20 protein-coding genes and 1 pseudogene are annotated in these 21,866 nt (G+C 53.1%); 17 read left to right on the plus strand and 4 right to left on the minus strand.

Going from position 1 to position 21,866, the window contains the following annotated elements; all coding sequences use genetic code 11:
- The first annotated feature begins 117 nt into the window (after positions 1-117).
- The 10 genes from cysK (at position 118) to AC0YNU_RS17125 (ending at position 7,064) form a co-directional block, all read left to right on the plus strand.
- On the plus strand, positions 118-1,047 hold the full coding sequence (gene cysK, locus AC0YNU_RS17080) for a cysteine synthase A (RefSeq protein ID WP_475758643.1): 930 nt from the start codon (positions 118-120) through the stop codon (positions 1,045-1,047).
- Between the two features lie 116 nt (positions 1,048-1,163).
- Positions 1,164-1,955: a lipid II flippase Amj family protein gene (locus tag AC0YNU_RS17085; protein ID WP_475758645.1), complete on the plus strand. Its 792-nt coding sequence runs from the start codon at positions 1,164-1,166 to the stop codon at positions 1,953-1,955.
- A gap of 123 nt (positions 1,956-2,078) precedes the next feature.
- Positions 2,079-2,576: a 2,4'-dihydroxyacetophenone dioxygenase family protein gene (locus AC0YNU_RS17090; protein WP_475758648.1), complete on the plus strand. Its 498-nt coding sequence runs from the start codon at positions 2,079-2,081 to the stop codon at positions 2,574-2,576.
- An 89-nt stretch (positions 2,577-2,665) separates the two neighbouring features.
- Positions 2,666-3,235, plus strand: a complete 570-nt coding sequence (locus AC0YNU_RS17095; protein WP_475758650.1) for a histidine phosphatase family protein — start codon at positions 2,666-2,668, stop codon at positions 3,233-3,235.
- A gap of 30 nt (positions 3,236-3,265) precedes the next feature.
- Entirely contained in the window at positions 3,266-3,616 is a 351-nt protein-coding gene (locus AC0YNU_RS17100) for a VOC family protein (protein WP_475758652.1), read from the plus strand.
- A gap of 52 nt (positions 3,617-3,668) precedes the next feature.
- Positions 3,669-4,241: a DinB family protein gene (locus AC0YNU_RS17105; protein WP_475758654.1), complete on the plus strand. Its 573-nt coding sequence runs from the start codon at positions 3,669-3,671 to the stop codon at positions 4,239-4,241.
- A 195-nt stretch (positions 4,242-4,436) separates the two neighbouring features.
- Positions 4,437-4,595 (plus strand): hypothetical protein, encoded by a 159-nt coding sequence (locus tag AC0YNU_RS17110; RefSeq protein WP_475758656.1) that lies wholly within the window; start codon positions 4,437-4,439, stop codon positions 4,593-4,595.
- A 210-nt stretch (positions 4,596-4,805) separates the two neighbouring features.
- Positions 4,806-5,336 (plus strand): GNAT family N-acetyltransferase, encoded by a 531-nt coding sequence (locus AC0YNU_RS17115; RefSeq protein WP_475758658.1) that lies wholly within the window; start codon positions 4,806-4,808, stop codon positions 5,334-5,336.
- Positions 5,337-5,699: 363 nt separating this feature from the next.
- Positions 5,700-6,020 carry a hypothetical protein gene (locus AC0YNU_RS17120; protein WP_475758660.1) on the plus strand — a complete coding sequence of 107 codons (321 nt, stop codon included), beginning with the start codon at positions 5,700-5,702 and terminating at the stop codon, positions 6,018-6,020.
- 132 nt (positions 6,021-6,152) lie between these two features.
- Entirely contained in the window at positions 6,153-7,064 is a 912-nt protein-coding gene (locus AC0YNU_RS17125) for a hypothetical protein (protein ID WP_475758662.1), read from the plus strand.
- 224 nt (positions 7,065-7,288) lie between these two features.
- On the opposite strand, the gene AC0YNU_RS17130 is transcribed toward AC0YNU_RS17125, so the two are convergent.
- Together AC0YNU_RS17130 and AC0YNU_RS17135 are read right to left on the minus strand one after the other, a co-directional pair.
- Positions 7,289-8,005, minus strand: coding sequence for a glycosyltransferase (locus AC0YNU_RS17130; protein WP_475758664.1), 717 nt, complete (start codon positions 8,003-8,005; stop codon positions 7,289-7,291).
- Positions 8,006-8,108: 103 nt separating this feature from the next.
- A complete protein-coding gene (locus tag AC0YNU_RS17135) occupies positions 8,109-9,191 on the minus strand; it encodes a glycosyltransferase family 4 protein (RefSeq protein ID WP_475758666.1) in 1,083 nt (360 codons plus the stop codon).
- A 150-nt stretch (positions 9,192-9,341) separates the two neighbouring features.
- Between AC0YNU_RS17135 and AC0YNU_RS17140 the strand changes: the two genes are divergently transcribed.
- Positions 9,342-10,472, plus strand: coding sequence for a sn-glycerol-1-phosphate dehydrogenase (locus AC0YNU_RS17140; RefSeq protein WP_475758668.1), 1,131 nt, complete (start codon positions 9,342-9,344; stop codon positions 10,470-10,472).
- 66 nt (positions 10,473-10,538) lie between these two features.
- Here the strand turns inward: AC0YNU_RS17140 and AC0YNU_RS17145 are convergent, their stop codons facing one another.
- On the minus strand, positions 10,539-11,453 hold the full coding sequence (locus AC0YNU_RS17145; protein ID WP_475758670.1) for a J domain-containing protein: 915 nt from the start codon (positions 11,451-11,453) through the stop codon (positions 10,539-10,541).
- A 404-nt stretch (positions 11,454-11,857) separates the two neighbouring features.
- Between AC0YNU_RS17145 and AC0YNU_RS17150 the strand changes: the two genes are divergently transcribed.
- Together AC0YNU_RS17150 and AC0YNU_RS17155 are read left to right on the plus strand one after the other, a co-directional pair.
- The gene (locus AC0YNU_RS17150) at positions 11,858-15,028 is read left to right on the plus strand and encodes a carbohydrate-binding protein (RefSeq protein WP_475758672.1); all 3,171 of its coding nucleotides are present in this window, start codon (positions 11,858-11,860) and stop codon (positions 15,026-15,028) included.
- Positions 15,029-15,265: 237 nt separating this feature from the next.
- On the plus strand, positions 15,266-17,395 hold the full coding sequence (locus tag AC0YNU_RS17155; protein ID WP_475758674.1) for an alpha-galactosidase: 2,130 nt from the start codon (positions 15,266-15,268) through the stop codon (positions 17,393-17,395).
- Positions 17,396-17,556: 161 nt separating this feature from the next.
- On the opposite strand, the gene AC0YNU_RS17160 is transcribed toward AC0YNU_RS17155, so the two are convergent.
- On the minus strand, positions 17,557-18,549 hold the full coding sequence (locus AC0YNU_RS17160) for a beta-ketoacyl-ACP synthase 3 (protein ID WP_475758676.1): 993 nt from the start codon (positions 18,547-18,549) through the stop codon (positions 17,557-17,559).
- A gap of 654 nt (positions 18,550-19,203) precedes the next feature.
- Here AC0YNU_RS17160 and AC0YNU_RS17165 point away from each other — a divergent pair.
- The 4 genes and pseudogenes from AC0YNU_RS17165 to AC0YNU_RS17180 form a co-directional block, all read left to right on the plus strand.
- Positions 19,204-19,500 (plus strand): annotated as a pseudogene (locus tag AC0YNU_RS17165) (transcriptional repressor); the annotation flags it as partial.
- Positions 19,501-19,512: 12 nt separating this feature from the next.
- Positions 19,513-20,262, plus strand: a complete 750-nt coding sequence (locus AC0YNU_RS17170) for an alpha/beta fold hydrolase (RefSeq protein ID WP_475758878.1) — start codon at positions 19,513-19,515, stop codon at positions 20,260-20,262.
- A gap of 20 nt (positions 20,263-20,282) precedes the next feature.
- The gene (locus tag AC0YNU_RS17175; protein WP_475758887.1) at positions 20,283-20,450 is read left to right on the plus strand and encodes an alpha/beta fold hydrolase; all 168 of its coding nucleotides are present in this window, start codon (positions 20,283-20,285) and stop codon (positions 20,448-20,450) included.
- Between the two features lie 437 nt (positions 20,451-20,887).
- Positions 20,888-21,853 (plus strand): oxidoreductase, encoded by a 966-nt coding sequence (locus tag AC0YNU_RS17180; protein WP_475758679.1) that lies wholly within the window; start codon positions 20,888-20,890, stop codon positions 21,851-21,853.
- Positions 21,854-21,866: the final 13 nt, after the last annotated feature.

Consider the following 21,866-nt stretch of genomic DNA (forward strand, 5'->3'; position numbering starts at 1 on the left):
GGATTATTGCCTGATGGCGAATTCATCGGGTGTGCGTCCAGCGCAGGTTTCGAGAAGCGCTCGGAAGGCTAGGCTAGTTGAGGTAGGCTGGAAGCCACTATTCGAGGAGGGTATGAAATGGCGGGAATCGCAAAGAAATTAACGGATTTGATCGGCAATACGCCGATGCTGGAGCTCTCGAATTTCGGGAGCAGGCTGCAAGCGGAAGCGGGAATCATCGCCAAGCTGGAGTACTTCAATCCTGCGGGCAGCGTGAAGGATCGGATCGGCTATGCGATGATCAAGGACGCGGAGGAGCGCGGGCTGCTGAAGCCGGATTCCGTCATCATCGAGCCGACGAGCGGCAATACGGGCGTAGGATTGGCTTTTGCGGCCGCGGCGCTTGGTTATCGGCTGATCATCGTGCTGCCGGAGAGCTTCAGCTTGGAACGGCGGAAGCTGCTGACGGCGCTCGGCGCGGAATTGATTCTGACGCCGGCGATGGAAGGCATGTCCGGAGCGATCAAGAAGGCCGAGGACCTGGCGGCGGAAATTCCGCATTCGTTCATTCCGCAGCAGTTCGAGAATCCGGCCAACCCGGACGTTCATAAGCGGACGACCGCGGAAGAAATATGGCTGGACACGGAAGGCTCCGTCGATATTTTCGTGGCGGGCGTCGGTACGGGCGGTACGATCTCCGGCGTCGGCGAGGCGCTGAAGGCGAAGAAGCCTTCCGTCCAAATCGTGGCGGTGGAGCCGTTCGACTCGCAGGTGCTGGCCGGCGGGAAGAAGGGCAGCCACGCCATCCAAGGCATCGGCGCCGGCTTCGTTCCGGGTAATTTCAACCGTGCCGTCGTCGACGAGATTATTCCCATCCATAACGAGGAAGCGATCGAAGCGGCCAAGCTGCTCGCCAAGACGGAAGGGCTGCTTGTCGGCATTTCTTCAGGCGCTGCCGCCTTCGCGGCGGTGAAGCTTGCCAAGCGTCCGGAGAACCGGGGGAAAACCATCGTCGTGCTGCTGCCGGATACCGGCGAGCGGTATTTGTCCACTGCGCTGTTTGATTGAGTTGTACAAAACCGAAGCGGTTCGTCAGCCAGAGCTCTGGTTTCCTTTGATCGGGGTTGACGAACCGCTTCGCTATATCATGCAGGCTTTGCTTTTCCGGGAGAGGAGAAATGTGCTTGCTCACCAATCTTATCGTCGTCTTCGTGATGACGACGATCATCCACACGGCGGAGACGCTGTCGTATGCCGTTCGGCTTGCGGGCGTCCGCCTCAACAAAATCGCCGTCGCGCTGTCGTTGACCGGCATTATCGTGCTCGTATCGAGAACGGCGAATATGGTGCAAGGACCGATTGCGGCCAAATTCGTCGATTACGGGCGGACGCATGCGTCGTTCCCGATGCTTCATTATTTGCGCGTGACCTTGCTCGGCGCTTCAGTCGGCACGTTGATCGCGATGATGTTGTTTCCAACCTGCGTGAACCTCTTCGGCCGCATGATATCGAAGCTCGAGGTCGCCGGCTCCGTGCCGAAGATGATATCAAGCGTAACGATCGGCCAGCTTAAGAATACGCGCCATTATATTCGTCTGCCTCGGTTCAAATGGCGGCGATTCCGTTACTTGGGCATCTCGAAGACGTTCATACTGCTCAGCATGCTCGTCACTTCCTTCTATACCGTAGGCGTGTTGTCCGCATTATACGCTGCACATCTTTACCCTCACCTCAGCACGACGGCTTCGCAGGCTTCAGGCATCATCAACGGCCTCGCGACGATTATGCTCACCATCTTCATCGACCCCCAGCTCGGACTCATCACGGACAAGGCACTCAGCAACCCGGAATACCGCACCAAGCTTGGCAAAATCTACGTCGCGCTCATGACGGCGCGCTTCTTCGGCACGATGCTCGCGCAGCTGATCGTTGTTCCTGCGGCATATGTCATCGGCTATTTCGTGACGATTATTTAATAGAATTTCTCGGAGCATTTCATAGATAGAAAGATAGATAGATAGATAGATAGATAGATACATATATAGATAGATTAGTAGAGTAGAGAGCCAGTATTTGATTAGAAATGGAGGAGCTTTGTCATGAAAGACCTTATTCCTGAATCGATCATCCGACTGGCGGAAACGTTCCAGCTGCCGGAGAGAGCCGTCCACAGCGAAGAGCTGCCCTGGGTTCCATTTACGGACAACGAGTCCTGTTACTTCAAGCCGCTGCGCTTCGACCTGAGCACAGGGACGTGGACGTACCTGTTCCGAATTAAGCCCAACCAAGTGTTAGGCAAGCATCGACATACGGGCGGGGTCGTGATCGGCTACAACCTCCAGGGCAAGTGGCGATACGAAGGCCGCAGCTGGGTAGCTGCGCCGGGTACGTTCGTGTTCGAACCGCCGGGTGACATTCATACGCTGATTTCCGAAGAGGAAGAGGTTATTACGCTGTTTATCTTAAGCGGGGCTCTTCAGTATTTTGACGAGAACGATCAGATCATTGGACAAGATGATATTTATACGGTGCTGAATAAGTATCGGAAGTTCTGTGCGCTGCATGGGATTGCGGTTAGGGAGGATTTGATTTACTAGAGGAGTTTGGAAAGCGAAGATGACGTTATCTTCTAATGACGTTATCGGAAATTACATGAATGCTTTTTTGAAATTCAAGGAGGGAAAGAATGACGACTATATATATGGTTAGACATGCTGAATCACCATACTCAGAAGGCAATGAAAGAACAAGGGGACTGACTCTTGAGGGAAAGAAGAAGGCGGAAGAAATAACCGAGATACTTATAGATGAAGGAATAAACGTAATTGTTTCCAGTCCGTATGCCCGAGCAATTCTAACGATTGAAGGATTTGCGCGAAGATTAAATCTGGACATTAAGATCGTTGAAGATCTAAGAGAGAGACACTTTGCAGGAGAAGATTATATTATTTCTGACGCTGAGTTTATGCTCGCTTACAGACGAATGTTCAGTGATCCCGACTATGCATTGCCAGGAGGAGAGTCAAACACTGTTTGTCAGAATCGAGCGATAGCAGCGTTGAAATCGATTATGGAAGAGAACGAGGGAAAGAAAATCGCTATCGGAACACATGGGAATGTAATGACATTGATGATGAATTATTTTGACGCTGCATATGGATATGATTTTTCAATTCAAACGACGAAGCCGGATATTTATAAATTGCAATTCGAAGATGATCTATTAAAAGAAGTTACAAGACTAGAGAGCAAATAAACCACTCATTCACCATTAAGGAGGTAACTGATGAAAGTCAAACGGATCGTAACAAATATACATTCGGATTCTATTTCAAAAGCTAAATCCTTTTATCAAGATGTTTTAGGACTCGATGTGCTCATGGACCAAGGTTGGATTACAACTTACGGATCAGATCAAGACATGAAAGTACAAATTACGATTGCTTCGCAGGGAGGGGCTGAGACTCCGACTCCAGACATATCGATTGAAGTGGATGATGTGGATACTGCCTATGCAAGATTTAGAGAGGGCGGATTCCGGATTGAATACGGACCTACGAATGAACCTTGGGGTGTAAGGAGATTTTTCGTAAGAGACCCGTTCGGAAGACTAGTGAATATTCTCGCTCACCAATAATACGCTTCAAAGGCGGAACATCAGCCAACACGACTTTGAAGGGGGAAGAACGATGCATATAAAGCAAACCATTGCGTTCATAGACCAAGAACTCTCGCGCACATTAGATGATTACGATGCATGGTTTGATATTAATCAAGAACTGCTTAGCTACAGACCTGTTGTAGGATGGAGTATCGCGCAAATTCTAGAGCACGTTACATTAACCAACCAGTTTTTATTGATTCTGATTCGTAAAGGCAAGCGAAAGGCTAAAGAACTTTCTTTGAAAGTCGATCTGATGCAAGAGCTAACTAGGTATCAAACTACATTAGGGGATTTAGAGAAGATTGCAGTGCACAACTCTTTTAAGTGGATACGACCAGAGCATATGGAGCCCAATGGCGAAAAGACTTTACATGAAGTAAAAACATTGTTAGAGGATCAAATAAGGGAATGCAAAGTAATACTATCTGAAATACCAAACGGTGAAGGAATCTTGCATAAGACGACCATGACAGTAAATGATCTAGGAAAGATAGATGTTTATCAATATATTTATTTTTTATGTCAGCATGCCAAGCGTCATATTACTCAAATGAATGGTGTGATGGAAGAGTTTAATAGGTTCAGAGGTACCGAGTAACTCAGATTAAGCTGGCACATCCGACGGTTAACAAAGCTCGAACGGGGTATAGAGCTATTTCGATAACGTTTCGCTGTCTCAGTTTTATAAATATTAGGTTAAATAGCAGGAAAGAGCATCCACAAAACGAATAATGAAGTGAAGAACTTCGAAAATTAAGGTTGAGCTAGCTATCTAAGAAAAGGAGCGATTCAAATGGAAACTCTGTATGTCGTGAAAGACGGAAAAATCGTTCAGTTCGACGGCCAAACGAAAGAAAAAAACGTGTTAGGCGAAGCCGCGATTATCGAAGCCTATGGGCAAAAAGCGATTGAAGATATCAATCGTTTCGGTGTATACAATATTAAGAAGTAATGCAGCTTACCGGCCCTCAGCTCGTGCCATACTGGTTGTCGTAACCGGATGAAAGCTGAAGCCGAGGTATGGAAATCGATATTTCAACTCACAATCACCGCCTGATCAAGGGCGGTTTTTATTTGCTCGAATAACGAGCTTGCTCGGATATCTGCTGACAGAGCAATGAAGGTTAGTAAAGAAATGACTTGAATATACTGGAGGTTTTACATGATATCCTATCGAGCGTTAACGATAGATGAAGTACAAAAACTTACCGAGATTGATCGTTCCGAAACAATCGATATTATTTATCATACGGAACACGGAGTTTTGAAAGAAACCGATGTCGCTCATGAATGTCCGGCTTGGGATGAAGAGCTAACGAAAGAGATTCAAGGACGCTTCATCTATGAATTGAAGAACGATGGCTTAGCGATCGGGGCATTTGATGGAGAACTGCTAGTGGGGTTTGGAGTCCTGGCGCATAAATTCAGGGGCAAGCATAACGATCAGCTTCAAATCGATCTCATGTTTGTTTCTAGGCGATATCGAAGACAAGGCATTGGAACAAGGATTATCAACGATTTGAGTGAGGAAGCAAGAGGACGAGGAGCGAAGTATCTCTATATTTCTTCGACCGAAACGAGATCTGCGGTTTCCTTCTATAAAAGCAGCGGGAGTCGGTTAACAGAAGAACTGGATGAAGAATTATTTAAGAAAGAGCCAAATGATATCCATATGATTAAGGAGCTGTATTAGCTGCACTGAAGCGAGGTGCTTCAGGTGTTGCTTAAGTTAGTAGAAGATAGACTGACTAATGAACAGGCAAAAGATTTGGTAACCGAATTCTTTAAACAGATTGAAAGCAGCATTGAGGACAAGAAATTATTTAGGCGGAACTATTGCGTTCATTTCGATATCCGATCTCAGAAAAATGGAGAAGCACTATTTATAGGTCAACGAAATAAAGGCGAAGAGACGATATGGTGGCAAATCTAAGCGTCAAATAGGGTGATTCTTGTGAGTTGGAAGAGCAGGATAAGAGCCGACCGAATTGAGGAGTATGAATAGGATTTATGAGGGGAGTACGGGAACCAGCATAAAAATACGTGAGGTGGTTATTTGAAGAGAGTCTATGGCACAATCGTCGTTGCGATGCTGGTTGGGGTTATCCTTATAGGTTGTAATAGTCCCATTTCAAGCACTAGTTCTTACATTATCGTACTTAATAAGGAAATCAAAAAAAGCAGTTATTTGATAACTGCTAAAAATCCCTACGATAAGAAAGCAGATGAATTCAACATTACAATAGACGATGAAAATGTATGGAATTTGTTGGAGGTTGGTCAAATCTATCTTGCCTCCTATGAATATAAGGACATTAAGAAACAAGTGAAGTTAGATTCAATCCAGCTTGCGGCTAAACCGGAAGATGTAAAATGAGGTTCGCAAGACCTCCGACGGAGCAAAATTACCTGCTTAAGTCCGGCTGAATACTAGCCCGCGGACCATTACTTCCTTCCATTCCCTTCCAGTAAAGTGAGAGTAGAACTCACGTGGAGAGGAAGCGGGATTATGCAAAGTCATATCGATCAAGAAGCGAAGCGCAAGCTGCGATTGTTCGCGGGCGAAAGAGGGCTAGTGCTGACGGGGCTGCTCGGCTTTATTCTGGCTGGGCTGTGCGGAGTGTGGACGCTTATGAACGGAGGAGAAGTCGCGCCGGGCGGCGACGTCTCGAAGGCGTTCTCCTTCGACGCGGCATTGGGCCTATTCTTGTTGTCGACCGCGGCGATCGCGCCGTTCTCCGCCATGGGTGAGCGAAGTCGGACGTGGTTCCGAAGGGTCTATATCGGTCTTGCCCTGTATTCTTATGGCGCGGAGACGATTCAGAATTTTCGCGGCGTTAATCCGAGATTCGTGGATAGCGACGCGGTCTTCGATCAGACGGTCGGCAATATCTTCACGTTCGTGGCGTTATTTCTCATTCTGTTCTATTTGTACTTAGGCGTGCATTTTTTTCGGGCGAAGGCTTACAGGCTTCGTCCGGAGATGGCGTTAAGCGTTCGCTACGCCATGGTCGCCGTCATCGTTTCGTTCGCGGCCGGCATCTGGATATCGGCTAACCAAGGCCGATTCATTGGCGCGGAGGGAAATATCATCTGGCTGCACGGGCTGGGCTTTCACGCGCTCCAGGCGGTGCCGCTCGTCGCTTGGTTCGCGGAGCGAAGCAAGGCGAAACCGTCCGAGAAGAGAGTTTTGATTCATTTTGCCGGCCTCGGCTATCTGCTTGGCCTTGTCGCGATCGGCTGGCAGACGTTGAACGGCCATGCCCTTACGGAATGGTCGATTCTTCCGATCGTCGCAGGCTGCTGCTTCTTGATTTCGCTGGCGGCGGGGGCGGTAGCCTTAGCCCGGGCGCTGCGCGGCGGCGTTACAGGTGGAATAAACGGGTTATCGGATCGTCCCCGAAGAAATGAACCTATGTAGATCAACCAAGGCAGCCGAAGACGATTCGGTTGCCTTGTTGCACATCACTGCACATTCAATGTTATTCCAAGCGCAGCTTCGGCCAAGTCACAGTAAAAGCCCGGCTGCCATACGGCCAGCGGGCATGGATAGACGTACGAAAAGCGCACCGTGCAGAGCGAGTCGGGGCAGCGCTAAGCTGCTCGCCAAGGGAGTTCAACTGCTCACCTCGGAAGCCCGGCCGCTCACCCCGGGAGTTGTGCAAGAAGCGCATCCATGAGATGAGCGTAACGTTGATTCACCATGCCCACTTCGCCCAAGATGGTGTTGAAATGCCGAACGGTTCCCATTTGGGAGTGGCGGCGGTAAATCGTAAGCGGCTCGTTCAAGTAATGAAAATCGACGCGAGACAGCAGCACCCGCAGCCATAAGTCGTAGTCATGGGTGTACGGTAGCCCGGAATTGAAGCCGCCCAAAGCCATGAACAATTCCTTGGTCATCATGATCGTGCACCCGTTGACTGGACAGCCGTGGCGCATCGCTTGAATGAAAGCCTTGGCGGACGGATATTTGACGCCTGCGGCATATTCCGTTATCGCGCCATGCTCATTCATAATATGGTAATCGGTATGACAGATTCGCGCGCCCGTGCTTTCCATAAAGGCGACCTGTTTGGCAATCTTGTCGGCGAGGAAGCGGTCGTCGGAGCTCAGCCAAGCGATGTATTTGCCCGTGGCCAGATTGAAGCCATGGTTCAGCGCGCTGCCCGTGCCTCCATTCGCTTTGCCGATATAATTGATCCGCGAGAGATAGGGGGCGATGACGTTCTGATGAAGCGTCGAACCGTCGTCGACAACGATGATTTCGATGTTCGGGTACGTCTGATAGAGTGCGCTCACGATCGCTTGATCGACATAGTGATCGTTATAGAACGGGATGATAATCGATACTTTTGGCAGCATGAACGTACACCTCTTCGGAAGAATTTCTCTTGTTACTATATGGGGACAGGGCGAAGTCGGCACGGTCATTTGCTCCGTGTCATCGAACCATTCTTGATCTACTCTAGGTATGGACCCCGATGGCCGCCATCACGTTGCGAATATCGGCTGCATAGCGGGCAAGCGAGAAATGCGTCTGAATATGCTGCTGCGCTTGCTGGCAGATTTGGCTGGCGAGCGGGCGGTTGTCCAAGAGCTCCTTCGCTTCCTTGACGGCTTCGTCGATGCTGCGGCTATAGAAAAACTTGCCGGTACGGTTGTGGTCGATGAAGCACCGGACGCCGTCGGAATCCGTGGACAGCACGGGACAGCGGCAGCTCATCGCTTCCGCGATAGCGTAGCCGAAGCCTTCGGCGTAAGAGGTCGACAGCAGCATGCCGCCGGAATCGCCGATCGCCGATAAGTAATAGGGCATGTGATTGTGCGGAATGTTAGAGCGGACGACCAGCCGGGGACCAAGGTTCAGCTCCTGGACGAGCGCGTAAAATTTCTCCCGTTCGCCGGGCTCGGAAATCGTCGCATCCTCGAACATCCACAGGAGGATGTCGGGGCGCTCCGCTGCCAGCGCGGCGGCGATGCGCAAGTAAAGCTGCCAGTTTTTGTTGTTCTCGAGTCGCCCGATCCAGCCGAGAATCGGAGCTCCCGTCGGGTTCAGCCAAGGAGCGCTCTGATGGGTAAACTGCTGCGTGTCGATCATGTTTTGGACGTAAAACCGCGGGAAGTCGCTCAGATGCTGCTGAAACAGCTCCATCAGATGCGAGGTCGGCGGACTGATGACGCCTCTGGCATACATGCGAATGAACATGGAAGCGAAGGCGAGCGTCGAGGCCGCTTGATCTCGCGTTCCGAGTCCTTGGGCCTCATAGAGAATTGGGCCGTGGTAGCCGAGCCCGTGGATGCGCTGGAGCATGAGATGATCGCAGATCACGACTACGGCGTCGTAATGGCCGGTTTGGAGTACCTGAATGATTTCAAAATCGTTGTTGGTGATGAAATAAGGAATGCCCGACATGTTCTGCACGCCGGCCCCCGGCCACAGATAAAGGGCGTGAATCTCGATGCCGGCGGCACGCAAGGCATGGTAACGCAGCCGATTGAGCGTCTCGATTCCTCCGCTTGGCACGTAATACGTGAAAAGCAGCTTCATGGCCTTCTTCCTCCCTAGTAACGCACGCTTACCGCTAGTTTATGTGCGACCGGAGCGGCCCGATTGGGTACATGTCAGCCAGCAGATACAAGACTCCCAATTGCCCGGATATGGTAAAATGGAGAAATGAAGAAAGGGGACTGAATCGCCATGGACTTGAAAGCCACATTAAACGAGATCAATGCCCTTGCGGCGGAACGGCCGGAAGGCGTCGTCTATGCGCCGATCGCGATGGACGGCGTGCTGGAGGCGGGAGCGCTTGCGAAGGTCGGGCCGTATATCCAAGAACGGGGCTTTGCATCCGTCACGCTCGTCGTCGACGAGAATACGTGGGAAGCCGCCGGAGATCGGCTGGCCGAGCTGTTCGCGGAGCAGGGAATCGAATTCGCCGTTTGCCGTCTAAAGCCGAATGAGCAAGGCGACGTCATCGCCGACGAGCGGACGATCATGCAAGTGCTGCTGCAAACGCCGAAGCAAGCGCAGGCGATTCTGGCCGTCGGCTCGGGTACGATCAACGACGTGGTTCGCTTCGTCTGCCATCAGACGGGCCGTGCGTTCCTGTCGGTTCCGACCGCGGCGTCCGTGGACGGCTTTACGTCCGTCGGGGCGCCCATTATCGTGGACGGATTCAAGCAGACGGTTCCGGCGATCGCGCCGGAGGCGATCTTTGCCGATCTGAACGTGCTCGCGGCCGCGCCGCAGCGGATGACGGCAGCAGGCTTCGCGGACATGCTGGGCAAATTCACTTCGCTGGCCGACTGGCGCTTCTCGAACGAGATGGCGGGGGAGCATTTCTCTCCGCTCGCGTACGAGCTGACGGAACGCGCGCTGCTGCGCTGCGTCGAGTCGGTGGATGAGATTGCGACGGGGTCCATGCATGGCGTGGAGGTGCTGATGGAGGCGCTGCTGCTATCGGGCTGGTCGATGCTGCTCGTCGGCCATTCGCGGCCGGCATCGGGCGGCGAGCATCATCTGTCGCATCATTGGGAAATGGCATATTTGGCGGAAGGCCGCAGGCAGCTGCTGCACGGCGCCAAAGTCGGCGTCGCGTCGGTGCTGCTGGCGAAGCTGTATCGCGACAAGCTGGGCGAGAAGTACCCGGACATTTTCGGCAAACTGCCGGAGAGCAGTCAGCTTCAAGCCTGGCTGCGGCGGGCCGGCGGACCGTCTGAGCCGAGCGAGATCGGCCTGACGGATGCCTTGATCGAGGCGTCGATGCGTGAGGCGCATGAGCTGCGCGACCGGTACACGGGGCTGAAGCATTTGGTGCTGAACGGGTAGCAGCCGCGACAAAAAACCTTCAATGCCGCACATTCCATGTGGCGTTGAAGGTTTCTTTTTTGCTCTTTATGGTTCCAGGTATTTGTCGATGAAAGTAAACGCATTGTCCGGCCGCTTGGCATTGACGCGAATGCCGGCAATATATTCTTTGCCGATCACGGGAAGATCCTTGACGAGCGGGCTGCCGGAAATATCGACGCCGTAGACATGCTCCTCGGGGACGTCCTCGGTGGCAGCCTTCAGATCCTGCTCCGGCTTGTGGTTCTCGCCCAGCTTGGCTGCATTGTCGCCGTCAAGCGGAAGCAGTGAACCGTTTTGCGCCAGCTTCAGGAAATTCGCTTTGTCCAAAATGTACACGTCTGCCTTGTTCATCATAAGGTCGATCATGCTCTTCTGAATAAGCGCGGAATCCTGCTCGCTCTTGAGCTCCGACGGCACGTAAGTGAAGAACGCCTCGACGCGCTGCCAATCCGGGAACTGCGACAGGAACTTCGCTTCCAACGGCTTCAGGTCGCTGACGGGGTAGCTGCCATCCTGGCTGAAATATTCGCCGTAGAAGGAGACGCTTACATCAATCGGCGGAAGTTTTGCCAACTCGGCCAACTTATGCCGATGGTCGACATAGGCTTTGGTGCCGAAAATAATGATCAGGACGAGGGCGATGGCGCCAAGCACATGGAATTTATAATAGCTGAAGAAATGATCGACCTTCTGCGCGGAACCGGCCATTCCCTTGTATTTGCCGTAGGCATCCGTGTTGAACTGCTCCATCGTCTTCTTCTCGTGGTACTCCAAAATTAGCTTGTACGCCTTGTTGATCTCTTCCAGGCTGAGAGCCTGCTCGCTCGGTTGCTCCGACCCTTCGCGCTGCCGGCTGGAGCGTTCCCGGCGAATCAGTAGAAAATAGCGCTTCTCGACATCTTCCTTCGCTGCGCCTTCAGGCAGGCCGAGCAGCTCGTAAGCCTTCTTCAGTTCATCCATGACGGGCTACCTTCGCTTTCTTTAGGTTCGTATACGTTCTAGTATACCGCCTTTGCCCACGAAGGGACAACTTTCGATCAAATAGCTGTCCATAATCACGGGAAGCGTCTTTGAATTCGGGATATCGGACATCAATATGGCGGTTTTTGTCCGGTTTCTCCCGATATTAAAGTGATTTTGCCTTATTTTGCAGTAGGCACTTCAAGGGGACGACCGTACACTTGTAAGGAGCCGGGCCGAGTTGAGCGGAGACGCGTATCGAATCATCCGGCGGCTGCAAACGTTTAAAGAAAGAAGGGATGCTTGAGCAACAAGGCACGCAATGGCGGCCCAAAGCTTGTTTGCCTATTCAGAACGATGTACGGCAGCAAAGATTCATTCTATTAAAATGGAGGCTTGAACTAATGAAATATCTACAGAACGCCATGCTCGTCGTGTTGGCACTCCTGCTCGTATTGGCAAGCGCAGCGCTCCCCGGCGGGAAGCAAGCAGCTGCTTCGGGTGGAGATCCGATGCGCATTCAGGCCGAGACCTATGCGGCGGAAGGCATCACGAACCCAAGCGCCGTCCATCCTCAGCTATGGAACGGCAACACGGAAGTATTCGTTTCCGGCGGATACGCTTGGCTTAAATATGCCAATGTTGATTTTGAAAGCGGATACAATCGAATTAAGTTCAGTTACAAGTCGGCGTATACGGGAACTGTCGAGATTCGTGGCGGAAGTCCGACGGGTGCCGTATTGGCGACCCTCGCGATCTCCGGTTCGGACTGGAGCACGGTCCATCAAGCGGAAGCGGTGCTGAGCGGCGCGACCGGCGTGCAAGATGTCTACCTGTCGTTCACGAACGGCGCCATCGTCGATTGGTTCGAATTCGACAGCCCGCCGCTCAAGATCGAAGCGGAAAGCTACTCCGCGGAAGGGGTAATGGACGTAAACGCTGTCCATCCGCAATTGTGGAATAACGGCACGGAGGCATTCGTCTCCGGCGGCTATGCTTGGATGTCCTATTCCAATGTCAACCTTGCCAGCAGCTTCGGCAAGATTCGAATCTCCTACAAGACGGCCTACACGGGTACGATCGAAATTCGGGACGGCAGCCCGACCGGTACTTTGCTGGGTACGGTGCCGATCACCGGAACGGATTGGGGCTCGGCGAAGGAAACGACGGCCGTGCTTGCCGGAGCGAGCGGCATCAAGACGATCTATCTCTGCTTCACGAACGGCGCGATCGTAGATTGGCTGCAATTCGAGAACGACACCTCGTCCGCCGGATCGTGGACGACGGCTCCGATCGTGTTCAAGGTGTCGGATGCGGTAGCGGCCGGCAAAACCTTCAGCGTGAACGGCGGCGGGATCGATGCGGCGACCGTTGAAGTGAAGCTCGCCCAGAATACGGGCGGAGTTTCGCCAAGCTCGCCTCCCGGAACCGCGATGAACGCTTCCGTCGTTCAGACGGACAAGGACGGCACGTTCGTGGTGGCCCGTATGCCGTCTTCGGCGGCGGCAGGCATCTACGATGTATGGGTCAAGAATGGCAACGGGTGGAGCAGCCCGCTGCAGATGAACGCGGCTCGGCCGATGTTCATGTCGGAATACCAAGCCTATGCAGGGCTCAACATCGAACTCGTCGGCCGTAACTTCGACCGGAGCGAATTCGGCGGCACGACTGCAGCGAAGGTCAGATTGAATAACGGCAGCGGCGGCGTGTACGAGCAAGCGATCCAAAGCTTGAACCCGTACAATGCGAAATTCCAAATCGGCGCTTCCGTGCCCCTCGGCCAATATAACGTCGAGATCTCCAACGATAACGGCTCGCATTGGACAAAGCTCGATAACGGCCAACAGCTGCAGATCGTGGCATCCGGCTCCGACCCGCTTGGCCTCGGCGTGGCGTGGGCAAAGGATTATCAGTGGAGCCAAGTGTATAACGTAACCTCGTACGGCGCGAATCCGAGCGATACGTCCGACGATACGTCGGCCATTCAGGCAGCGGCGAACGCAGCCGAGACGAACGGCGGAGGCGTCGTGTACTTCCCGAACGGGAATTACTATGTGCAATCGATTCAGCTTGGCGCCGGCGTCGTGCTCGAAGGCCAAAGCGAGAGCGGCACGAAACTGTACTACACGAGCACGGACGGGCGGAACTTCATCGATTCCAAGGACACGGCTTCCGTCGGCGGCATTGCGCAGCTGCAAGGCGTAGCCCGGCTAAGCCTGCTGTTATCCGATTCGCAGCAGCGTCCGGACATGTTCATGTCCTTGGGCCAGCCGTGGGGCGACGGCCAAGCGTTCGGGGACAAGACGAAGCGGACGGCGAACCGCATCTTCGTGAAGAGCGTCACGATCAGCTATCCGTGGACCAACGCAGGAGCATCCGGCACCGGCCGCGGCATCGGTCTGTTCTTCGTCGCGAAGGAGCGGGTGCTGCTGGCGGACAATCATTTCAGCGGCTGGTACGCCACCAACACGATTACGGCGTTGAACAAGTACATCACGTTGAAGAACAACACCTACGAATATTCCGAAGGCTACGTGCACAGCGTCGGTTCCTATGCGTTCTACGAGAACAATCATCTCATCGTGCACAATGAATACAACCAAGACTCCCACGGCTTGTTCGCGCGTTCCGACGCCTACGTTGCAGACAATGTGATCATCGGCCCGGGCGACGCGGCCAATGTCAACAACGACGGCGAGGCGATCTGCGCAGAGGTACCGGGCGCGAACTTCAATGCCGGCAAAGTGACGCTCGCCAGCGGTACCACGCTGACCGTTACCGCCGAGCATACGCTGGTGCAGCCAACGGAGCAATTCGGCGACCTGTCCATCCGGATCACGAACGGCCGCGGCGTCGGCCAACAGCGCAAGGTGGCCTCGATTAACGGCACGGCGGGCACGATCACGGTAGACAAAGCGTTCGACATCGCTCCTGACGCGACAAGCCGGTATACGCTGATCAGCCCGCTCAACAACTTCACGGTATACAACAACGAGATTCACGACTCGGCAAACGGCATTGTGCTGTTCGGTAATTCGTACGACTCCGTTACGGCAAACAATTCGATATACGACTCGCGCGGCATCTGGGCATGGGGCGTAAGCGGCACGGACGTCGTGCCGGACTACTTCGTGCGCATCGCCCGCAACACGCTTGATGGCGTGTCCCGCCGAGGCAACACGGTCGGCATCGGCGTCGACACGGGCCGCTTCTATTCGGATGGCAAAATGCGCGACGTGCTCGCGCTTGGCTTCGAGATCCGCGACAATTCCATCACCGGCGACAACACGCTGGATATGGGAACGGATCCGATCAAGATGACGTCGCCGCTGAGCGGCATTTGGCTGATGGCCTACGGCCACTCGACGTTGTCCGATGGTACGGGGACGGGAGATACGACGAATACCATCGTCGAGCACAACGACCTGTCCAACCTGAAGGTCGGCGTGACGTTCACGAAGAGCAACTACGGACAGGTGCTCGTCGACAACACGTACGATAACTCGGTGTTGCAATTCTTGGATGACCGGGGCAGCGACAATGTCGTGACATCGGGCAATACGTTGGTCAATTAGGTTCATGAATGACGGCGCATGAAGGAAAAAGCAGTAGCAAGGATTGAAAAAACGGGATATCGCAGTGCGATATCCCGTTTTTGGTGTTCCATGCTGCGAATTTGGAGTTAAATTGCGGGAAATTGAACTATACGGTCGCGGGTGGAGCGGGCTATGCTTGATGATGCGAGCAGCGGTTCAGCCTGGCATTGGCCGGTTACAGCTTGAAGAACAAACCATCGATAGCGGAGGGACGATATGGACAGACCTAGCATCAAGAACGAGTGGCTGCGAATGACCTTGGAAGGTACGGAGCATTCGTTCTGGCGATATGAAATGCTTTCAAATGGAAAAAGCGTCGCGATCGGCGCGCCGGTATTCGAGGTGGACGGCAGCGCGGTTCCGATCGTGATCGGCGCTGCTGTCGAGGTGTCGCCGCCGCGCGAGCTCGGTAACGGGGCGGCAGAGTACGTCTGGGAAGGCGATGTTACCGGCTATGCGCATCTCAAGCTGCGGACCTATGTCCGTCTGGCGCCTAACAGTCCTGTCGTTCGATTCGCTTACGAGCTGCGTTCGGACGTGCCGGCGCGGCTGACCAAATCGAACGGGAGCGACGCGCTTAGCTACGCCGCGTTGCCTTTGACGAGCGACGGCGCGGTTACGGAAGTATCGTTCGCGAACTACAACGAGCTCTCGCACTCGTACACGCTGGCCGAGCGCGCCGTCGGTTCCGAGTTGTTCGATAATCGGCAGCCGGTAAAAGGGCCGATGCTCGTCGAAGAAAGCGATGGGCGCGCGCTGCTGCTCGCTTACGAGCACGGTTCGATGGATCCGGACGAATACGTGCATTTTCGTCTGGAGCCGGATCGTTCCGCGACGCTGCGAGCGGTGAAGGGAAATTACTGCAGCGGCCATGAGCTTCAGCGCGGCTATAGATCCTTGTGGTTGCAATTCGCGGCCGTCGAAGGGGATATGGCTCTGCTGGCACGGCATTACCGGGATTTCGTGCTGCGGCACTTCAGCGAGAACAATGAGTCCCGCAAGCCTTATCTGTTCTACAATACCTGGAATTATCAAGAGCGCAACAAGCACTGGAACAAGCGCAAATACTTGGATTCCATGACGCTCGACCGCGTGCTCGACGAGATCGAGGTCGCCCATACGATCGGCATCGAGGTCTATGTCATCGACGTCGGCTGGTTCGAGAAGACCGGGGATTGGGAGGTCGACCTGTCACGATTCCCGGACGGGCTGAAGCTGGTGAAAGAGAAGCTGAATGACTACGGCATGAAGCTCGGGCTGTGGTTCGATCCGAAGGCGGTGGCCTTGACGAGTCGCAAGATGGCCTTGCATGAAGCGAGCAGATACGGGTGGCAAGGCAGCAAAGCGGGCTCCCATCCCGTCTGGGAGACGGAGAACAGCACGGCCATGTGCCTCGTCAGCAGTTACGGAGACGCGTTCGCGGACGAAATGATCCGAATCGCCCGGCAGCTCGGCGTCCGGTATTTCAAATGGGACGGCATCGGCCAGTATGGCTGCGACGACCCGAACCACGATCATGGCACGATCGCCAATTCGCACGCTGAGCGCGCGGACAACCACGCCTTCCAGATGAGCCTGCGCATGGCGGACATCATTCGCAAAGTGACATCGGCGGTACCGGATGCCATCGTCGATTTCGACGTGACCGAGGGCTACCGGAGCGTGGGACTGAGTTTTCTCGAAGCGGGCAAATATTTCCTGGTCAACAACGGTCCGTATTATCCGAGCTTCGACGTGCCGAAGGACGAGCGCGACGGGGAGCATTATAACGTGAACGTCTTCTTCTATCCCGGTGCCGCTCGGAGCCGCTTATGCAGATCGACGCTCGGCTACGACAAGTGGCTGCCATCCGTGCTGTTCCTGACCCACTATTATCCGGACGATCCGCGTGAATCCCAGCGAACCGCCATTGCGTCGTTGATACTTGGTCATAACGGCATCTGGGGCGACTTGCTTGCCGTCTCGGAAGCGGGCGTCTCGTATATGTCCGGCTTGTTGGAGCGCTATAAGGAAATACGCGACGACCTGACGGCTGCGTCGCCGATTATGAACGGAGCAGCGGGAGACAGCCGCGAAATTTACGAAAAAGTGAATGAAGCGACAGGAAGAGGCGCCGTCGCGATCTTTGCCAACCCGTTCGGAAGCCCTTGGGATTCGCCGCGTCCGGTTGCGTATACGTATGTGACGAAGAACCCCGTGGATACCCATTATTGGTGCACCGAGCAGGTGAAGGTTACGTTTGACTCCGCTGGCAGAGCGGTGATCCAGGCGGAGTTTACGCAGGCGGATGCCGCGATCGTCTATTTCGGCGTCAAGCCGGATGGAGACGCTAGCACAGGCGTGTAGTCTCTCGCCATTGTTTGTATATGACCATCGTATGCAGATGACCATCGTATGCAGATGACAATTGAATGCAAATGACAATTGAATGCAAATGACAATTGAATGCAAATGACAAACAGACCCGCAGCACTTCGCTGGGGTCTGTTTTTGCATGGTTCGACGGCCTACAGCGTCCAGCGCAGCAGCAGCGCCGACTCCGTCAGTCCGCCGCCGAAGCCGTACAAGAGCAGCGTGTCGCCGGTCTTGATCCGGTCTTCCTTGAGGGCCAGGTCGAGCGCCAGCGGGATGGAGGCTGCCGACGTGTTGCCGTATTCGCGCACGCTCGTCAATGTGCGCTCGAGCGGAATGCCGGTTCGCTCGCAGACGGATTCGACGATGCGCATATTGGCGCTGTGGGGCACGAACCAGCCGATGTCCGCCACCGTCAATCCATTCTGCTCCATCATCGTTTGAATGCCCTTCGGCACCGTCGTCACGGCCCAGCGATACACTTCGCGCCCATTCTGCACGATCATGCCGTTCGTCTGGATCGGCACGCCATCTATTGCCGGAGAGAGCGACGAGCGATATAGGTGCTGGCCGTCGTTACCCTTCGTGTTGTTGTACGAGGCCAGGAAGGCGCCGTCCTCGCGGCGTTCCACGAGCATGGCCCCGGCGCCGTCTCCGAACAGGATGCAGGTGGAACGGTCCGTGTAATCCGTCGCCTTGGAGAGCGTCTCCGCGCCAATGACGAGAATTTTGTGATAGGCTCCGGAGAGCAGGAGGCCGTTCGCCATCTGCAGCGCCGAGACGAAGCCGGCGCAGGCTGCCTGAAGATCGGCCGCCCCGCAGGAGACAATGCCGAACTCGGCCTGCACGCGTGCCGCCATGCTGGGGAAGAACGTATCCGGGGTGGTCGTGGCGACCAGCACATAATCGACGTCCTCGAGTACGACGCCGTAGCGAAGCTGCAAGTCTCGCACCGCACCGAAGCACATGTCGCTGCAGAACTGATCTTTCGCGGCAATCCGCCTTTCCTTAATGCCCGTCCGCTGGAAGATCCACTCGTCCGTCGTCTCCACCATCTGTTCCAAATCGGCGTTCGTCAATATCCGTTCAGGGACGTAAGCGCCGAAGGCCGTTATCGCTGCCAATGAGCGTAAGGGATGTTGTAGCATGCTAGTTCACTCCTTGGTATCAGGTATTAGTACCTGGTACTTATATATTCAGAGTACACCTTATTCGCAGTGTTGTCTATATTTTAATTCATAAAGGTATGAGAAGTTGTATTTTAAGCTTTTAGATGAAAATTTATGCAAATTTCGAAAAACTGAACGTGATCGTGGCAATTCATAAACACCTTCATTTTTCTTTAATCATTAAAAAACGTTTAGCAATAAATGCTGACGTTTTTTAATGATTGGTATTAATTCCGTAACCCGTAGTAGGGGATTATTAGTTAACATAAGAAACGAATTTTAACGTGTTTATCGAGGTACGCATCAATGAAATTTTTCTTTGCAAACTGGTCTGAATTGTTTGCTCAAGAATAAGTTGAAGCTGCGACAATTACGAGAATTAACTAAGCTCCGTCCCTTGGGGAGTTTATTTGCGTTATGCGCAATCAATAGGGGGAAAGTCTAACGCTGTAGCCCAATTCATGACCATTTGCTTGGCTGTCTTTATATATTTTGTTAAATTAGATTCAACTGAGATTGGCTTTTAACTACAAGGAGAGATGCTTCGTGAGCGAAGAACATGAACCGATCCATACGAATCAATATGAGAATACCTTGAATCCGAAAGAAAACATAAAAGAAATGCTCGAAACGATGTCACGCAACGGATGGCGAATCACGGAACAGCGCAGATCTATGGTATTAATTATCGCGGAACATAAAGGTTATCTATCACCGAAAGACCTTTACAATCGTCTAGTCCCGACTTACCCGAGTATAAGTTTTGATACTGTCTATCGAAATTTGCGCATTATGAACGAAATGGGCGTCCTGGAGCAGTTTTATTTCATGGACGGCGGATTGAAATTCAGAGCCAATTGTCTATCCCATCACCACCATCATCTCATCTGCGTAAATTGCGAGAAAACGCTTTCGTTTGATTTTTGCCCTATGGAGCAAGAAATGACAGTAGCACTTACAACTGCAAGCAAGCCAACGCCAGATAAGGCTTATTCCGACGAGGAGCTCGTCAGAGAGCTTCCGGGCTTCAAGAACGGCTACAGGGAAGCGAACGGCGTCAAGCTGCACTACGTCGAAGGCGGGAAGGGCGAGCCGCTGTTTCTGCTGCCGGGCTGGCCCGTAACCTGGTATTCGTTCCGCAAAATGATGCCGGAGCTGGCCAAGAACTATCATGTCTATGTCGTCGAATACCGGGGCATGGGCAGTTCGGACAAGCCTCAGTCGGGCTATGACAAGAAGACGATGGCAAAGGATATCTATGAATTGGCCAAAACGCTCGGCTACAAGAGCATCAACATCGCCGGACATGATATCGGAGCCACGATCGCGTACGCTTATGCAGCCAATTATCCGCAAGCTACGAAGAAAGTCTTGCTGATGGATGCTTCCCATCCGAACGATAACTTTCTGAAAATCCCGATTTTGCCGCCTCCTGGCGTGTACGACGAGAGCAACCCCGAACGCGCGAAGTTTTACTGGTGGTTTGCCGTCAATACCATCCCGGGCTTGTCGGAGCAGATCCCAAACAGCTGGATCTCGTCTATAATTGGATTTACGACTACATGGGCTACACCAAGGATGCGCTCAGCAAGAAGGAACGCGAAGTTTACCTCGCGGCCTACTCCCAGCCCGATGCGCTTCGCGCAGGGAACGAATGGTACAAGACGTTCAGGGAGGATATCGAAACGCTGAAAACGTACAAGCCGCTGTCCGTGCCCGCGCTCGGCATCGGCGGTGTATCCGGTTACCCCATGCTGGAGCAGTTCTTGAGCGAGCATGCGCCGAATTCAAAGACGGTGAAGCTGGAGAAAACCGGACATTGGATCATGGAGGAGAATCCGCAAGCCGCCATTAAGCTGTTCAGAGACTTCTTTCGTTAAATCGTCCCCGTTGCACGATAAGCCCCGAAGCACTTGCGGCGTGACGACATGCAGTCGCTTATAATCATCTAATAGGGCGACAAAACATTCTAAACAAGGATGTCGGGACTGACCGTAACGGGAGAAAATTTAAAACACCTTCGAGTAGAATGAGCCATGTCGTAAGATATGGAGCACAACTTGGAGGTGTTTTGCGTTGGCAATGATAAGCTAACCCGTAGAAGCCGTAATGGTTTCGAATGGCGGACTACCTGCTTGTTATCCGAACGCTTAAGTCTGGTCTAAGCGGTCCCGCTATGAGTTGGAGATGTTAACCGAGTCCATATAGAGGGAATTGACATGGAGCTAGCTCCATGCGTTACGATCTACACGAGTAAGAACGCTGGGTTAGACAAGTTCACTGGTTTACAAAAAATTTGCTCAGGAGGAATTAAATAATGACAACAACAAATAATGAATACAAAATTACTCCACAGTCACCTATCTCATCGGGCTTTAATGCAGAAACGAATGCTCTGGAAGTCGTGAATGGCATCGATCTTCAAGGTAAAATCGCAATCGTGACCGGTGGTCATTCCGGCATTGGACTTGAAACGACTCGTGCACTCGCGGTAGCAGGGGCTACAGTCATCGTAGGCGCCCGTAATCCCGAGCAGGCAGGCATCGCTCTTGCCGGAATTAACGGTGTAGAAGTAGAAGCGCTCGATTTAATCGATCCAGCTTCCGTTGATACTTTTGCTCAAAGGTTCCTTGCTACCGGCAGATCCCTCCACATCTTAATTGCTAACGCCGGGATTATGGCTCCCCCGCTAGTTCGCGATACCCGCGGCTATGAGTCTCAGTTCGCTACGAATCATTTGGGCCACTTCCAATTGACGCTGCGCTTATGGCCGGCATTAAAGCAAGCAGGGGACGCCCGGGTTGTAACACTTTCCTCGGCAGGAATTCGTTTCAGCGGCGTCGACTTCGAAGATCCTAATTTTGAAAAGCGCGAATACGACAAATGGAAAGCTTACGGGCAATCCAAATCAGCTAACGCTTTGTTTGCAGTGGGACTGGACAAACATGGGTACACTGATGGCATCCGCGCGTTCTCCGTACATCCAGGCCGAATCGAGACGGATTTGTCGCGGTATTTATCTACCCAAGAGGCTGCTGTCGGCGGCATATACAAAACAACGGGACAAGGTGCAGCGACAAGCGTTTGGTGTGCGACAAGTCCTCAACTGGATGGAAAAGGCGGCGTTTACTGCATGGACTGCAACATTGCAGAATTAAACGCTGACTTTAAGATGGGAGAAATGGGACAGCAATATACCGGCGTTCTTCCTTGGGCCATTGATCCGGACTTGGCAGAGCGTTTGTGGACAATGAGCGAGGAAATGACCCAGAGTGAAGGTTGAAGGTACTTTACTA

The organism is Paenibacillus sp. J31P316, assembly GCF_056269105.1.